Below are 14,662 nucleotides of genomic sequence, written 5' to 3'. Positions count from 1 at the left end.
CATACGTAATTAGGATAATACCCCGTTTTTAGAGCTGGAGACTCATATTCGGGGTTTTGTTTTATCTAAAATACGAATTAATATGCTGAATATCAAGTATTTAATCTACCTCTGAAGGTGCCTGATTAAAAGGTGTATTTAATAAAGGTATAGGGGTGCTTTTTTAATTCAACTTGATTAAATTATATGGAAGCCCCTTTAAATTATAGTTTTCCTCTTTTGTGTTCTTCCTGCCATTTGTGCAATTCTTTCCATTTGCCTTCATAGGCCATTTTTGCTTGCATAGGCCATGAGGCGGGATCGTGAATCTTATAACGGGTTCCTCCACTGCCCAATATCTCCTGACATTTGTCAACGGAGGTTTCGGACAGATCTTTCCATGTTTTAATATTAAATGAATTGAAAAGTTGCTGAATTTTAGGGCCTATCCCTTCCACTATTTTTAAATCGTTCTGTTTTATGGTCTTGCCAAAGACAGATTTTGCAGCCTGTGCGCTGAATGGAAGCACTGTTTCTGCAGTAACTATGGTAGGAACAGCCTTTGTAGGGGCAACACGCTCTGACTTTTGGGATAGTTGTTTGTTACACGCAGCCAAATCGGTTTCCAGTTTTGCATTTTTGTCCTTTAGGATATTCAATTCTGAAGAGTGGTCTATTTGGGAATTACCGCCTTTTCCAATTAGATACCCAAATAGTGCGCAGACTATACCTACAATGGCCGGAATTAACCAGCACCAGATATTCATGTTTTCCATATACTTTATAGATTTTGGTTAGTTGTTTTAATTAGGGTTGTTTATGTGGTTTTTCTTTATAACCGGACTATTTTTAACAATGACTTCAGAATTTTCAACAGCAGATGGGTCGCCTTCTGAACGAGAGCAGTTATTGCACAGCATAATGTTAAAATAGGTGCCGGCAAGAATGGCGATTACTATCCCCAATATATTGGTTGTTCTTTTGGTCATTATGTACTGCTATGTGGGTTTAGCTTAAATATATTAAAAATTTCCCTTAAATGTTAAGAAAAATCACATTAAATATTACCTATCAGTGAGTTAGCAGGAATTTAGGACGTATTTTTCTTCAAAATATTTTCTTATGCGTCTATCGTAGTTTTAGCAGAGAACGCATCACGAGGATTTAGTGCAATGGCCTAAAAACATACCGATTATACAAATTTTGGCACCATCCATATAAATTTGCTTTTAATCATGGGCAGAAATATGGACTTTAGCGTAAATAATAGAATTATAAAGACCTTATTTCTCCCGACTAGGTTCCGGCATTGAAATAGGTCTTTTTTCACCATAATTATTTGAGTTAGTTTGGTTAAACCCGCAGCTATTTCTAATGGACCTATTCGGGGGGAGGGGAAATTTTCAAGTGGCTACGGGTTTATTTTATTCTAAATATTGAAGTAAAAATTTTTTGTCTTGAAGTATTGAGCTATTCTTCAGGATGTAATTTGGTTGGTTAGTTTAAAACCCGCTATGTACTGGAACAAAGCAGTACATAGCGGGTTTTTTTATAAGTTTAATTCTAGAGATCAAATTTTATTCCTTGTGCTAATGGCAATTCTGTGGTGTAGTTAATGGTATTGGTCTGTCTTCTCATATAGATTTTCCAGGCATCCGAACCAGATTCACGTCCACCACCTGTTTCTTTTTCCCCTCCAAAAGCTCCACCGATCTCCGCACCTGAGGTTCCAATGTTAACATTGGCTATTCCGCAATCGCTGCCTTGAACTGATAGAAATTGCTCTGCTTCCCGCAGATTATTTGTCATTATGGCGGAAGATAGCCCTTGGACCACTCCGTTTTGTATGGAAATGGCGTTCTCAACATCTCCAGAATACTTTAATAGATATAGTATGGGAGCAAAGGTTTCGTGCTGTACAATCTCATAGGCATTACTTGCTTCGGCTATGGCGGGTTTTACATAGCAGCCACTTTCAAATCCTTTCCCTTGCAATACGCCCCCTTCAACAATAAGCTTGCCTCCTTCTTCTACAACCTTGCGAAGCGCCTCTTGGTACATCTTTACGGCATCGGTATCAATCAATGGGCCCACATGGTTTTTTTGATCCAAAGGGTTCCCAATCCGCAATTGTTTATAGGCGGTAACAATTGCATCTTTTACCTTCTCATAAATAGAATCGTGTATGATTAATCTTCGTGTGGAGGTACAACGTTGGCCTGCCGTGCCTACGGCCCCAAATACGGCTCCAATAACGGTCATTTTTATGTCTGCATCAGGGGTAACTATTATGGCATTGTTTCCTCCCAGTTCCAAGAGGGATTTCCCCAATCGGGCGGCTACTGCCTGGGCAACGATTTTTCCCATGCGTATAGATCCGGTGGCGGATATCAAAGGCACTCTCTTATCATGGGTCATAAACTCGCCTACTTTGAAATCGCCATTGATTAAACAGGAAATACCTTCTGGAAGATTATTTTCCTTAAATACGGCAGCTGCAATGTTTTGACATGCAACTCCGCATAGCGGCGTTTTTTCACTTGGTTTCCAAACACAGACATCTCCTGAAATCCATGCCAGGGCTGTATTCCATGCCCATACGGCTACCGGGAAATTGAACGCGGAGATGATGCCAACTACCCCTAAAGGATGATATTGCTCGTACATCCTATGTCCTGGTCTTTCGGAGTGCATGGTGAGTCCGTGCAATTGTCTGGACAGACCTAAGGCGAAATCGCAGATATCGATCATTTCCTGCACCTCTCCCAAACCCTCTTGATATGATTTTCCCATTTCATAGGAAACCAGTTTTCCCAAAGGTTCTTTTAGTTCACGAAGTTTATCGCCAAACTGTCGTACTATTTCCCCCCTTTGGGGTGCGGGTTTTGTTCTCCATGTTTTAAATGCATTCGTAGCCGAATCCATCACTTTTTCGTAGTCTTCCCTGGAGGTGGTCTTTACTTTACCAATCAGAATACCATCCACTGGAGAATATGAGCTTAATTCTTCTCCCGAAGAAAAAGTATCCGAACCTGTTGAGGTTCCGTTATTTATAGCTTTTACGCCCAATGCTTTCAAAGCTTCATGGATTCCAAATTCCTGTGCAATTTTTGACATTTATAACTATTTTATCGTTAAATGTTATATTTTTTCAAATTTACAAATTAATGTGTAGTCTAGGGTATCAGCAGTCATAAATGTTTTAATACCCGATTTATGGCTTTAATGCAACTTAGGTTAAAGAAAATAATAATTACCAAGGGTATATATTATTCGTCCTCCTTGGCAATAAACCGTTCATCAACGGGCATTATAGTCCCACAATTACTGCAGGTTCTAAGTTTTTCCGAACCATAAAAGGTTTTAAAATGTCCTAAAAAGTCCTTTTCAATATTATTTAAGGTGAAGTATACTTCATAAAGTTTATGGTTACAGTTGTCGCAAAACCACAGCAAACCATCATCAACGTTCATCCCGGCCCGTTTGCGTTCTATGACCAAACCTATGGATCCTTCTTTTCTAACAGGGGAATGAGGTATTTTAGCTGGGTGCAGGTACATGTCCCCTGGTCCCAATTGCATCGTCTTTTTTTGGCCGTTTTCCTGGATGTGAACTTCAATATTTCCTTCCAATTGATAAAACAGTTCCTCGGTTTCATTGTAATGATAATCTTTTCTGGCGTTGGGGCCGGCAACGACCATAACAATATAGTCTCCCGATTCCGTGTAAAGGTTTTTGTTTCCTACGGGAGGTTTTAAAGTATCCCTATTTTCGGAAATCCATTTATTTAGATTGAATGGTTGTTTTATGGACATAGTGCATCTTATAGAAGTTAATATTTTTCTGCCGCCATTTAATATTGACATTAACGGTTATGCTATCCAATATTAAAAAGCGGATTCACATCAAAAATAATAAAACTAAACTGCTTTAAAGAAGACTATCGGTAGAAGAGTTGTGTAAAATATAGTTTGCCATCGGTGTTCCTCTTTACGCTTACCGCAGTATGTGTAAATTCGCCTTCCATAGTTTTCCTATGGTCGGAACTGGCCAGCCATTTTTGAAAGGCCTCAAGGGCAGAATCGTAGTCCTTCGCCACATTTTCGGAGACGAATGAGGCATTAACTGCCTGGGAAATATCCGATGCACGTGCGCTAAAATTGTCGTGGTTTATAGAGCCTTTGGCAATCATATAGTCTGTATGCTTGTTCGCATACTCATAAGCCACTGAGCTAAAATCCAAATCGTTATAGCCCAAGCCAATACGATGTTCATTGACGATTCCAAGTAATTCCTGTTCTACTTCAACCGCATTTTCTACTTCTGGACTTATTGCCGGCTCTATTGACTCTGTGCTGCAAGAGACTACTACAAATGCGAACAAAAGCATTACAAAATAATGCATTTTCATTTTCATATAATGTTCTATTTGTAAGTAGGAAGAAAGGGAAGAATGGGGAATTCTTGTGTTCTTATAATTGGCTTCTCGTAACCAACGATGGTAATATTAAAAAATTAATTTATCACGAACTGGAATAAAATAGGTTATTCGACGAAATGCATATTTCGCCATACATCCTGTAATCCAAGGGCTGCCAATACGCTGAACCCAACACTGGATTTCCAATAACAATTTGGTATTTGGATTTTCCATGCCTAGGCCGTAATTAACATGTCAGCATTATATTGGGGCCGAGCTTAATTGGAGCAAAAAATACTCCATAAAGGGGAAAACATTTTATCTTTACTGTACTAAAATGGTTCATACATGAAATTAATTGTCCATGCCCTAATATTTCTTTTCATCCTTGGATGCGGCCCGAAAAAAGAAACTGGAAAAATTCCGTTAGACAACCTACATCTTTATCATGAATATATTACGGAAGTGTCCCATGGATTAATTTCGGCAAGAGCGGATGTTCGGGTAGTGTTGAACCGCCCTGTAGATTCATGGGAAAGCGGCAAGGAATTGGATGAGGATATATTGGTGGTATTGCCCAAGACAAGGGGTAAGGTAATTGCTTTGGATAGTAGGACCATTGCTTTTGTACCCGAGGCCGGGTTTCATCAGAATAGCACCTATGGGTTTACATTGAATTTGGGGTCTATTATTTCCGGAGTTCCAAAGGAATTGCACAAGTTCAATTTCGAGGTAAAGACATTGAAACAACAGTTTAATGTGTATACCCAGGCCCTTCAATCCTATTCCAAGGATTATCAATATTTGGAGGGACAATTGAAAAGTGCCGATCAATTAAGTTTGGCCAATGCCAAGCAGTTGTTGGAGGTGAAACAGAATGGGAAAAATGTCCCTGTTAAATTTGATTCATCCATAGCTGAAGGAACCCAATTTTATTTTAAGATCGATAGTATTCAGCGATTCACCGAGGATACGGACTTGGAGGTTAGGTGGGACGGTGGTGTTTTGGACATTGAAAGTGTTGGGAAAAATAGTATAAAAATACCGGGCAAGAGTAATTTTACCATTCTTGATGTTGGCTTGGAAACAGGGGAAAATCAAATCATAAATATCAATTTTTCGGATCCCTTAAAAAAAGGTCAAAACTTTAAGGGCTTGGTGGTTTTGGAAGGGGATGGCAAGCTGAAATTTGATGTGGTGGGGAATACCCTAAAGGTATATCCTTCCAAAGAGATGAGCACAACCTTAAGGCTCGAGGTTTTTGAGGGTATTGAAAGCGTTGATGGGTACAAACTTAAAACAAGGCTTACAGAGCGGGTTGCGTTCGAACAAATAAAACCCGAGGTCCGCCTGTTATCAAATGGAACAATTTTACCCTCTTCCAATAATCTGAAAATCAATTTTGAAGCGGTAAATCTGAAGTCGGTAAACCTAACCGTCTATAAAATTTTCGAGAGCAATATTCTACAGTTCTTGCAAGGCAATGATCTTAACGGGAGTTACAACCTAAAAACGGTGGCAAGGCCCATAGCCACAAAGAAATTGGAATTGGAAACCGGCCTTGGCAATACCAATGGTAAATGGTCGGCACATGCCATCGATTTAAGAACGCTCATTACTCCTGAAATAGGGGCTATTTATAGAGTTGAATTTAGTTTTAAACCTTCGTATAGCCTATTTAAATGTGACAGTACCAATTTTGATAATGAAGTCTTGTCAGAGGATGATTTTGATCAAGAAACAGAAAACAGTTCATGGGACGGCGTGGAATCCTATTATGAAGATTATTACTTTAACTATGACTGGAATCAACGTGATAACCCTTGCCATACTTCTTATTACTATGACAAAACGGTAGGCACCAATGTCTTGGCCTCCGATCTAGGGATAACCGTAAAACAAGGGGTGAACAAGAGTTATTTTGTAGCGGTCAATAATATTGTAAGTACTGAACCCATTGCAGGGGCCAAGGTAACTTTCTATAATTACCAACAACAGCCCATTGGTCAGGTAATAACAGCGATGGATGGAACCTCTCTCTTTGATACCGATCATATGGCGTATTTTGCCGTAGCGGAGAGCAATGGTCAAAAGACCTATGTTAAATTAAATGACGGAAATGCCCTTTCCGTTAGTAAGTTTAATGTTGATGGGGTTGCACTACAAAAGGGAATAAAAGGTTATATTTTTGGGGAAAGGGGTGTATGGCGACCTGGTGACAAACTTTTTCTTTCGTTTATGTTAAACGATAAGGCCAATAAACTCCCGGTAGGGCATCCGGTAAAACTGGAATTGATAGACCCCTATAACAAGGTGGTCCTTAGGGAAGTAAGGACAAATTCACTTAACAATTTTTATAGTTTTGTTGTAAGTACAGATGAGAATGCACCTACGGGCAATTGGTTGGCGAAAGTTTCTGTAGGAGGGGCAAGCTTCACAAAGAACATTAAAATTGAAACGATCAAGCCAAATAGATTAAAGATTAAAACAGCGTTTGAGAATGAGGTGTTATCGGGAGGTAAACCCATTAAAGGGATGCTGGAGGCCACTTGGCTTCACGGTGCGGTTGCAAAAAACCTGAAAGCGGATATCACTGCCAGGTTCAATGTACAGACTACAACCTTTAAGAACTTTCCGGCGTATGTTTTTGATGATCCCACAAGGGCGTTTACAGCAGAGGACCAAATTGTTTTCAATAGTACCATCAATGCTGAAGGTAAAGCAGCCTTTTCATTAAATCCACAAATTAACAGTCAGGCTCCGGGAATGCTTACGGCAGCATTTATTACCAAGGTTTATGAAAATGGGGGCGATTTTAGTACGGATGTTTTTACAAAGCAATATTCTCCATTTGACACCTATGTAGGCCTTAATGTACCTAAAGGCGATAAAACTAGGGGAATGTTGCTCACAGATGAGACCCATAGCTTTGAAGTGGTAACGGTAGATGAAATGGGCAATGCCAAAGCCACCAGTAATTTAAAAGTTGCTATTTATAAAGTAGGTTGGAGATGGTGGTGGGAGACTTCTGCCGATAATCTTTCCAACTTTAGCAGCAGTGAGTATCAAGAAAAAGTACTGGAAAAAACCATAAGCACTAATTCCAGTGGGAAGGCATCATTTAATTTTGAGCTAAAATATCCCGAATGGGGCCGATATTTGGTTAGAGTGGAAGATCCGAAGGGAGGCCATGCAACAGGTAAAACCATATATGTAGATTGGCCTGGATGGGCGGGAAAATCGATGAAAAACGACCCTTCTTCCGCCACCATGTTAATGTTTTCCACGGATAAGGAAGTCTATAATGTAGGGGAAACGGCCACCGTTACCTTTCCTGGTTCGGAAGGCGGTAGGGCATTGGTTACCGTTGAAAATGGAAGTGAAGTACTGCATTCACAATGGGTGGAATCAGAAAAAGGGGAAACAAAATTTGAAATCCCTATATCGGAATTGTATGCGCCCAATGTTTACATCAATATTAGTTTGCTGCAGCCACATGCCACTACCTTAAACGATTCCCCCATTCGAATGTACGGGGTAGTTCCTATATCGGTTGAAGATCCTTTTACAAAATTACAACCGGAAATTGCCATACCAAATGTCTTAAGGCCCGAGGAAAGTATAACTCTCAAAGTAAAAGAGAAACAAGGTAGGGCCATGACCTATAGCATTGCCATGGTGGATGAAGGGTTGCTGGACCTAACGCGTTATAAGACCCCAAACCCGTGGAATACTTTTTATGCCCGGGAAGCATTGGGGGTCAAGAGTTGGGATGTATACGATGATGTAATCGGGGCCTTTGGCGGGAGAATAAATCAGGTCTTCGCCATTGGTGGTGACGGGGAATTGGCAGGGGCCCAAAATAAAAAGGCCAATCGCTTTGAACCCATGGTGGTTTATCTGGGTCCTTTTAGCCTGAATAAAGGAGAGACAATATCACACAAAATAAACATCCCCAAATATGTTGGTTCCGTACGGACCATGGTCATAGCCGGAAATTCTGGGGAAGCCGCATATGGTATGGCAGAGAAAACTACCCCTGTAAGAAAACCACTTATGGTATTGGCTTCCTTGCCAAGGAAAATTACCCCAGGGGAAACGGTGACCTTACCGGTTACGGTTTTTGCTATGGAGGACAAAGTAAAGGAGGTGACCCTAAAAATTAAACCGGACCCTGCCTTTAGTATTGAAGGTAAGACCGTGCAAAACGTTTCTTTTACCGAACCTGATGAAAAAATGGCCTATTTTCAATTGAAAGTGGCCGATTTTAAAGGTATTGGTAAAGTAGTGGTAGAGGCTTCAGGCAATGGGGAAAGGGCCTCTTTTGAGGTGCCGATTGATGTGGTGAATCCCAATCCATTGACGACGGTTACAGAAAATATTGTCTTGGAGGCCGCCAGTAGTAGTAAAATTGATCTTGAAACTTTTGGCATCCCCGGCAGTAATAATGCAGAGGTGGAATTTTCTACCCTTCCTCCAATGAATTTTAATGGAAGAATGCAATATCTGATCCAATATCCGCACGGGTGTTTGGAGCAGACCACCTCCAGTGCATTTCCACAATTATATATTTCGGATATCTTCGATATTAATGCAGCAAAGAAAAGAGAGATACAGCAAAATGTTGAAAGTGCCATCAAAAGGGTTGGCGGCTATCAAACACCGAGTGGTGGTTTCGCCTATTGGCCAGGACAAAATTATGCAGATGATTGGAGTTCATCCTATGTAGGACACTTTTTATTGGAGGCCGAGAAAAAGGGATATGTTTTGCCTCTAGGATTTAGGTCTTCCTGGCTTAATTACCAACAGAATATAGCCAGACAATGGAGACCTGGCACAGGGCATTCGGATTTGGCCCAGGCATATAGACTATACACCTTGGCACTCTCGGGAAATGCGGATATTGCTTCAATGAACAGGTTAAGGGAGATGCCCAATTTGTCCAACGAGGGTAAATTCCGCCTGGCGGCTGCCTATGGACTTGTTGGCCAGGAACCTGTGGCCCAACAAATAATTAAATCTGCTAATTACGATTTTTCCGGAGGTAAAAATTACCATCAAACCTACGGGTCTTCCGATCGCAATAGGGCTATGGCTCTGGAAACCTATGTGCTTTTTAATGATAAGGCAAAAGCGCAGGAAATGGCTCGAAACTTAGCACAGCGTTTAAGTTCCGATGAATGGATGAGTACCCAAAGTACCGCCTATTGCCTGCTGGCAATGGCAAAATTTGCCGATATGATAGGGGGTAAGGGAATTAAGGCCAACATCACTGTTAATGGAGATAATATTGCAATAAATACCGATAAAACCTTGGCCAATACGGGACTGGCCATTGGAACAGGGACCAATACCATCAATATAGAAAATACGGGTAATAATTTGCTTTATGTGAGCATTGTCAACAGTGGAATTTTACCGGTGGGGGAGGAAAGGGAATTGCAACGCAATTTAGTGGCCAATATCATCTTTAAGGGAAGGAACGGTATTAAATTGGATCCATCTTCCATAATGCAAGGCGCGGATTTTGTTGCAGAAGTATCGCTTACCAATACCAAGTCAGAAGTAATTAAAAATGTAGCATTGTCAGAAATATTCCCTAGTGGATGGGAAATAGTAAATACCAGGTTCACGGAATTTGGTGATTTTGCTGAAAACGAGGTTACTTATACCGATATAAGGGATGATAGGGCCAATTTTTATTTTGACCTGAAGAAGAACGAAACAAAAACATTTAGAGTACTGTTGAATGCCTCTTATTTGGGAAAATATTATTTGCCAGGTATACAGGCAGAGGCTATGTATAACAATGATTATGCCGTGCGTACCAAAGGCCAATGGGTAGAAGTTGTGAGGTAATGGCTCCTGTTGGGCCTAAAAAATGTACCTCGTTTAACGCAACCATTTTGTGTTTTTCGCATTTATAAATAAAAATATAAATAGCATCACATGAAAAAAACAATTTGGTTTGGGCTTTTTGGGGCCATTGCATTTAGCATCCTATTGGCAGGTTGTAGTACGGATAATACCGTTGAATGCCCTGCGGATTACGAAGGGGCACTCGTTGAGGAGGAAAATGGGTTGCTCGGAACTTGGGAATTGTCGGCAATATTGGCGGAAAAAGAAGTAGATCTTACAAAAGACGACGAGCAGAATCCCAAAAAGGATATTTATGCACAATATACGGACTGTGAAAAGGATGGCGAGTATACCTTCGGGCCAGGTCGAACCTACAAATTTGCCCAAGGGCAGCATGCTTCAAACTGTAGTAATAAGCTTAAGATTGAGGGAAGCTGGAAACTATCCAGTGACATATTGGGTTTAATTGGTAATTGTTCAAGTCAAAATTTAAAAATTGTTTTCAATGAGGACAAATCTGAATTTAGCACTACTTCCAATTATAACATAACAGATGTAAACGGGGCAACCATTCAAACAGACGTAAAATTTACTTATACAAAAGTGGAAGCCACCGAATAAACGGCATTGCGGTGTAAAATAATATCATCCCATGGTGGCTAATTTTTTTGGTGCCATGGGATATTATAATTAGCCACTTACCTTAATGAAGGTATTTTTTTCATTTTCGTTTTGGGGAGGTTCCTTCTCCAAGGCTTTATTCTCCTTTAATACCTTACTAAAAACAAGGGCCCCTATTTCCTTCACAGGGGTATATAGTTTGGATTCGTCAATTGCTTCCTGCTTAACAAATCCAAGTTGATTATTGGTCTTGTCGAAAAATATCAATAGGGCCCCTAGGATTACGGCAACCTTCAGTAAGCCAAAGATTCCTCCTGCTATTTTATTTAGTAACCCCAGCATGGCAAAATCGGCAATCTTGGTCAACAAACGTCCGGCCATATTAACTACGAGGACAATAATTATAAAGGTAAGCAAGAAGGAGGCGGTGTTCATATATCGTTCGTTCCATTCCATATTTTTGGAAAGATATTCCCCAACAATGTAGGAGAAGTGAATGGCCCCGTACAAACCTGCCACAAGGGCGACCAAGGAGGCCAATTCTACAAAGAGACCATTTTTAACTCCTTTGTAAAGGCCATAAAGTAACAGCAGTCCAATAATAATATCCAATATACCCATACAGAAGTCTTTTGACAAATATAAAACTTTGATTTGTACCTTTGAACAATTCTATTCTGTTTGGATGGTAAATCCAACATTAGATATAAATTAGGATAAATTACAATGTCTAGAGATACACAATTAAAAGATAGATGGGAGATTTTGGTAAAAAAGCTATCTTCCCAATTTGCGGACAACGACCCCATGGAATTGGATGCCATCATATATTTGGTAGGAGTCCAGGAACTGGGACAAATTCATAAAACCTTTAAGAAGGATGAAAAATTAAATCTTATGCATATAGCCATCTGCAGGCTGTTGGAGCCTTATGGGTATTATGAGTTCGATTTTTTTGATGAAGATGGGTGGCCACATTATAATATTAAGGAAGAGTTGCCCCCATTAAAAGCCGGTGAACAATCTGTATTGATGAAGGAAGCCTTGGTGAGCTACTTCTTGGAAAAGAAATACATTATATAGATATGGAACCTAAAAAACCCTATTACGCCGTAATATTTACTTCTATAACAGCGGAAGATATTAATGGGTATAAGGAAATGGCCGAATGGATGGAGGCTTTGGCCCGGAGACAGGAAGGTTTTTTGGGCTTTGAAAGTGCAAGGGATCAAATAGGGATCAGTGTAAGTTATTGGGATAGTCTGGGTGCCATAGCGGATTGGAAAATGCAGGCCGATCATTTGTTTGCCCAAAAAAAAGGTAAGGAAGAATGGTACAAATGGTATAAGGTCCGTGTTTGCATGGTGGAAAGGGAATATGAATTTGGGAAAGGATAAGGGTCCAGGCAAGGGAGTAAAAACCTATCAACGGTTGTGGGGGCTAGTTCAAAGGCATCCTAAGAAGATTCTTATTCTTGTTTTACTGTTGGTAGCCTATTATTTTTGTTTGCCCAATCAACTATTCCATACCCCTCATGCTACCGTGGTTGAGAGTAAATCGGGCAAGCTTTTGGGAGCCGTTATTGCCGAGGATGGTCAATGGAGATTCCCTATGGTGGATAGTGTGCCCTACAAATTTGAGGCATGTATATTAAATTTTGAGGATGCCCATTTTTATCAACATCCCGGTTTTAATCCAGTTTCCATAAGCAAAGCCTTTATAGCAAATATTTTGGCAGGGAAAACGGTTAGGGGAGGTAGTACCCTAACCCAACAAGTGATACGTTTATCCCGTAATAACAAAAGGCGTACTTATTGGGAAAAAGTAAGGGAACTGGTTTTGGCTACGAGATTGGAGCTGAAATTTTCCAAGAAATATATATTAAAATTATATGCCAGTCATGCTCCCTTTGGTGGAAACGTGGTAGGATTGGAGGCGGCGGCTTGGCGTTACTTCGGGATGCAGCCCAGTCAATTGTCATGGGCCGAAGCAGCTACTTTGGCCGTATTGCCCAATGCTCCAAGTTTAATATACCCTGGAAAGAATGCAACGAAACTGCTGAACAAGAGAAATAGGTTACTTCATAAATTATGGAATAATAACCATATAGATAGTACTACCTACCAGCTTTCACTTTTGGAAGAATTGCCCCAAAAACCTTTTCAACTTCCGGATACAGCACCACATTTGGTACAATATTTGGCCAAAAAATATAAGGGGAAGAGAATCTTGACCCATGTGGACCAAAATCTACAAGCCAATATAAATAGCATTGTAAATACACATTATAAAAACTTAAGGCAGAATCAGGTGTATAATGCGGCAGTATTGTTGATGGATGTTAAAACACGTAAAGTACTATCATATGTGGGCAATACGCCAACGGACAATGAACACGAAAAGGATGTGGATATGGTACAGGCCAATCGCAGTACAGGAAGTGTTCTAAAGCCTTTATTGTATACCGCCATGATGAATGCGGGCGAATTGTTGCCCGGGATGCTAATACCGGATGTTCCAACCCAGATAGCAGGTTATACACCCGAGAATTTCAACGAAAGCTATAGTGGCGCGGTAGAGGCCGATAAGGCCTTGGCCAAGTCCTTAAATATTCCTGCAGTACGGTTGTTGCGTTCCTATGGCTTGGAAAAATTTCGGGATCAACTGGATTTGTTTAACCTAAGGGGCCTTGATAAACCGGCCGATCATTATGGTCTAACATTAATTCTTGGCGGGGCAGAAAGTAATCTATGGGATTTGTGCAAGACCTATGCCTCCCTAGCATCAACCGTAAACCATTTTAACGCCACCTCAAGTGAGTACTATACCAAGGAATTCGTAGAGCCAAACCTTACAGTGGATACTAGGGTAGATTTTGGTGCTAAGTCTACCGAGCCGACTATTTTTGATGCCGCGAGCATCTATCTTGCCTTTGAGGCCATGAAGAAAGTAAACCGTCCCGAGGGAAGCGAATCCTGGGAGTTTTTTGATTCTTCCAAACAGATAGCATGGAAGACGGGAACCAGTTTTGGCAATAAGGATGCCTGGGCCATTGGTATTACCAAAGATTACGTAGTTGGGGTTTGGACGGGTAATGCCGATGGTGAAGGACGGCCAAATGTAACCGGACTCACTAGTGCGGCACCAATTTTATTTAATGTGTTCGATGTTTTGCCCAGGTCTTCGTGGTTTCAAAAACCAGAGGATGAGTTTACGGAAATAAAAGTATGTTCGGAAAGTGGTTACCTGGCTACTGAAATTTGTCCCAAAAAAGTAATATCCATCCCCAAAAAACAAAATTTTATAAAGCCATGTGGGTATCACCAATGGGTGCATTTAGACTCTCAAAAGCAATTTAGGGTCAATTCCTCCTGTGCAGATTTGTCACGGACAGTGAGCCAATCTTGGTTTGTATTGCCCCCTTTAATGGAATACTATTATAAAAAGGGACATCCCTCCTATAAAACATTACCACCTTTAATGGAAAATTGTAAGGAAACCAATGTGGCGGCAATGGAGTTTATATACCCAAGCAACGGAAGTAGAATAACCTTGGCAAGAAATTTTGAAGGTAAAAAGAATGAGTTGATAATTAAGTTGGCCCATGTTAAACCCGCAACACCGGTTTATTGGTATTTGGACGGGAAATTTATGGGGCAAACCACGGACTACCATGAAATGGGATTGATGCCCCCGCCTGGAAAGCATGGAATTACGGCAGTTGATGCCCTAGGTAACGAAGTTGCCCTAATGATAACGATAGAGTAACAATTACCTTTTTGA

At 40.6% G+C, this 14,662-nt stretch carries 11 protein-coding genes; 5 read left to right on the top strand and 6 right to left on the bottom strand.

Annotated elements, in window-relative coordinates; all coding sequences use genetic code 11:
- Positions 1 to 203: 203 nt before the first annotated feature.
- From QSE00_RS14465 to QSE00_RS14445, 5 genes are all read right to left on the bottom strand, one after another.
- A complete protein-coding gene (locus tag QSE00_RS14465; RefSeq protein ID WP_286106482.1) occupies positions 204 to 755 on the bottom strand; it encodes a hypothetical protein in 552 nt (183 codons plus the stop codon).
- Between the two features lie 27 nt (positions 756 to 782).
- On the bottom strand, positions 783 to 968 hold the full coding sequence (locus QSE00_RS14460) for a hypothetical protein (RefSeq protein WP_110354398.1): 186 nt from the start codon (positions 966 to 968) through the stop codon (positions 783 to 785).
- A 574-nt stretch (positions 969 to 1,542) separates the two neighbouring features.
- On the bottom strand, positions 1,543 to 3,096 hold the full coding sequence (gene amaB, locus QSE00_RS14455; protein WP_286106481.1) for an L-piperidine-6-carboxylate dehydrogenase: 1,554 nt from the start codon (positions 3,094 to 3,096) through the stop codon (positions 1,543 to 1,545).
- Between the two features lie 152 nt (positions 3,097 to 3,248).
- Positions 3,249 to 3,794, bottom strand: a complete 546-nt coding sequence (locus QSE00_RS14450; RefSeq protein ID WP_110354400.1) for a 3-hydroxyanthranilate 3,4-dioxygenase — start codon at positions 3,792 to 3,794, stop codon at positions 3,249 to 3,251.
- 125 nt (positions 3,795 to 3,919) lie between these two features.
- Positions 3,920 to 4,396 carry a CAP domain-containing protein gene (locus tag QSE00_RS14445; RefSeq protein WP_110354401.1) on the bottom strand — a complete coding sequence of 159 codons (477 nt, stop codon included), beginning with the start codon at positions 4,394 to 4,396 and terminating at the stop codon, positions 3,920 to 3,922.
- 351 nt (positions 4,397 to 4,747) lie between these two features.
- On the opposite strand from QSE00_RS14445, the gene QSE00_RS14440 reads away from it, so the two are divergent.
- Together QSE00_RS14440 and QSE00_RS14435 are read left to right on the top strand one after the other, a co-directional pair.
- Positions 4,748 to 10,258, top strand: a complete 5,511-nt coding sequence (locus QSE00_RS14440; protein WP_286106480.1) for an alpha-2-macroglobulin family protein — start codon at positions 4,748 to 4,750, stop codon at positions 10,256 to 10,258.
- A gap of 90 nt (positions 10,259 to 10,348) precedes the next feature.
- Positions 10,349 to 10,879 (top strand): DUF5004 domain-containing protein, encoded by a 531-nt coding sequence (locus tag QSE00_RS14435; protein ID WP_286106479.1) that lies wholly within the window; start codon positions 10,349 to 10,351, stop codon positions 10,877 to 10,879.
- A 69-nt stretch (positions 10,880 to 10,948) separates the two neighbouring features.
- Here QSE00_RS14435 and QSE00_RS14430 read toward each other — a convergent pair whose 3' ends face one another.
- Positions 10,949 to 11,500: a CvpA family protein gene (locus QSE00_RS14430; protein ID WP_110354405.1), complete on the bottom strand. Its 552-nt coding sequence runs from the start codon at positions 11,498 to 11,500 to the stop codon at positions 10,949 to 10,951.
- A 105-nt stretch (positions 11,501 to 11,605) separates the two neighbouring features.
- Here QSE00_RS14430 and QSE00_RS14425 point away from each other — a divergent pair, with 105 nt between their 5' ends.
- Genes QSE00_RS14425 through pbpC form a run of 3 tightly spaced genes read left to right on the top strand, consistent with a single transcriptional unit; the run spans position 11,606 to position 14,647 of the window.
- Positions 11,606 to 11,962 carry a hypothetical protein gene (locus tag QSE00_RS14425; protein ID WP_110354406.1) on the top strand — a complete coding sequence of 119 codons (357 nt, stop codon included), beginning with the start codon at positions 11,606 to 11,608 and terminating at the stop codon, positions 11,960 to 11,962.
- A 2-nt stretch (positions 11,963 to 11,964) separates the two neighbouring features.
- On the top strand, positions 11,965 to 12,276 hold the full coding sequence (locus QSE00_RS14420; protein WP_286106478.1) for an antibiotic biosynthesis monooxygenase family protein: 312 nt from the start codon (positions 11,965 to 11,967) through the stop codon (positions 12,274 to 12,276).
- Positions 12,257 to 14,647 carry a penicillin-binding protein 1C gene (pbpC, locus tag QSE00_RS14415; protein ID WP_286106477.1) on the top strand — a complete coding sequence of 797 codons (2,391 nt, stop codon included), beginning with the start codon at positions 12,257 to 12,259 and terminating at the stop codon, positions 14,645 to 14,647. Before QSE00_RS14420 ends, pbpC begins: the two co-directional genes overlap by 20 nt.
- Positions 14,648 to 14,662: the final 15 nt, after the last annotated feature.

It is taken from the genome of Arenibacter flavimaris (assembly GCF_030291335.1).
Taxonomy (GTDB): domain Bacteria; phylum Bacteroidota; class Bacteroidia; order Flavobacteriales; family Flavobacteriaceae; genus Arenibacter.
Note: the sequence above shows the minus strand (reverse complement) of the source record. Positions and strands in the feature narration are given on the sequence as shown.

Bases quoted from the DNA above. Each gene is read 5' to 3' on its own strand.
- pbpC (WP_286106477.1), top strand. From the start codon at position 12,257: ATGAATTTGGGAAAGGATAAGGGTCCAGGCAAGGGAGTAAAAACCTAT.
- QSE00_RS14460 (WP_110354398.1), bottom strand. From the start codon at position 968: ATGACCAAAAGAACAACCAATATATTGGGGATAGTAATCGCCATTCTT.
- QSE00_RS14435 (WP_286106479.1), top strand. From the start codon at position 10,349: ATGAAAAAAACAATTTGGTTTGGGCTTTTTGGGGCCATTGCATTTAGC.
- QSE00_RS14450 (WP_110354400.1), bottom strand. From the start codon at position 3,794: ATGTCCATAAAACAACCATTCAATCTAAATAAATGGATTTCCGAAAAT.
- QSE00_RS14445 (WP_110354401.1), bottom strand. From the start codon at position 4,396: ATGAAAATGAAAATGCATTATTTTGTAATGCTTTTGTTCGCATTTGTA.
- QSE00_RS14440 (WP_286106480.1), top strand. From the start codon at position 4,748: ATGAAATTAATTGTCCATGCCCTAATATTTCTTTTCATCCTTGGATGC.
- amaB (WP_286106481.1), bottom strand. From the start codon at position 3,096: ATGTCAAAAATTGCACAGGAATTTGGAATCCATGAAGCTTTGAAAGCA.
- QSE00_RS14465 (WP_286106482.1), bottom strand. From the start codon at position 755: ATGGAAAACATGAATATCTGGTGCTGGTTAATTCCGGCCATTGTAGGT.
- QSE00_RS14425 (WP_110354406.1), top strand. From the start codon at position 11,606: ATGTCTAGAGATACACAATTAAAAGATAGATGGGAGATTTTGGTAAAA.
- QSE00_RS14420 (WP_286106478.1), top strand. From the start codon at position 11,965: ATGGAACCTAAAAAACCCTATTACGCCGTAATATTTACTTCTATAACA.
- QSE00_RS14430 (WP_110354405.1), bottom strand. From the start codon at position 11,500: ATGGGTATATTGGATATTATTATTGGACTGCTGTTACTTTATGGCCTT.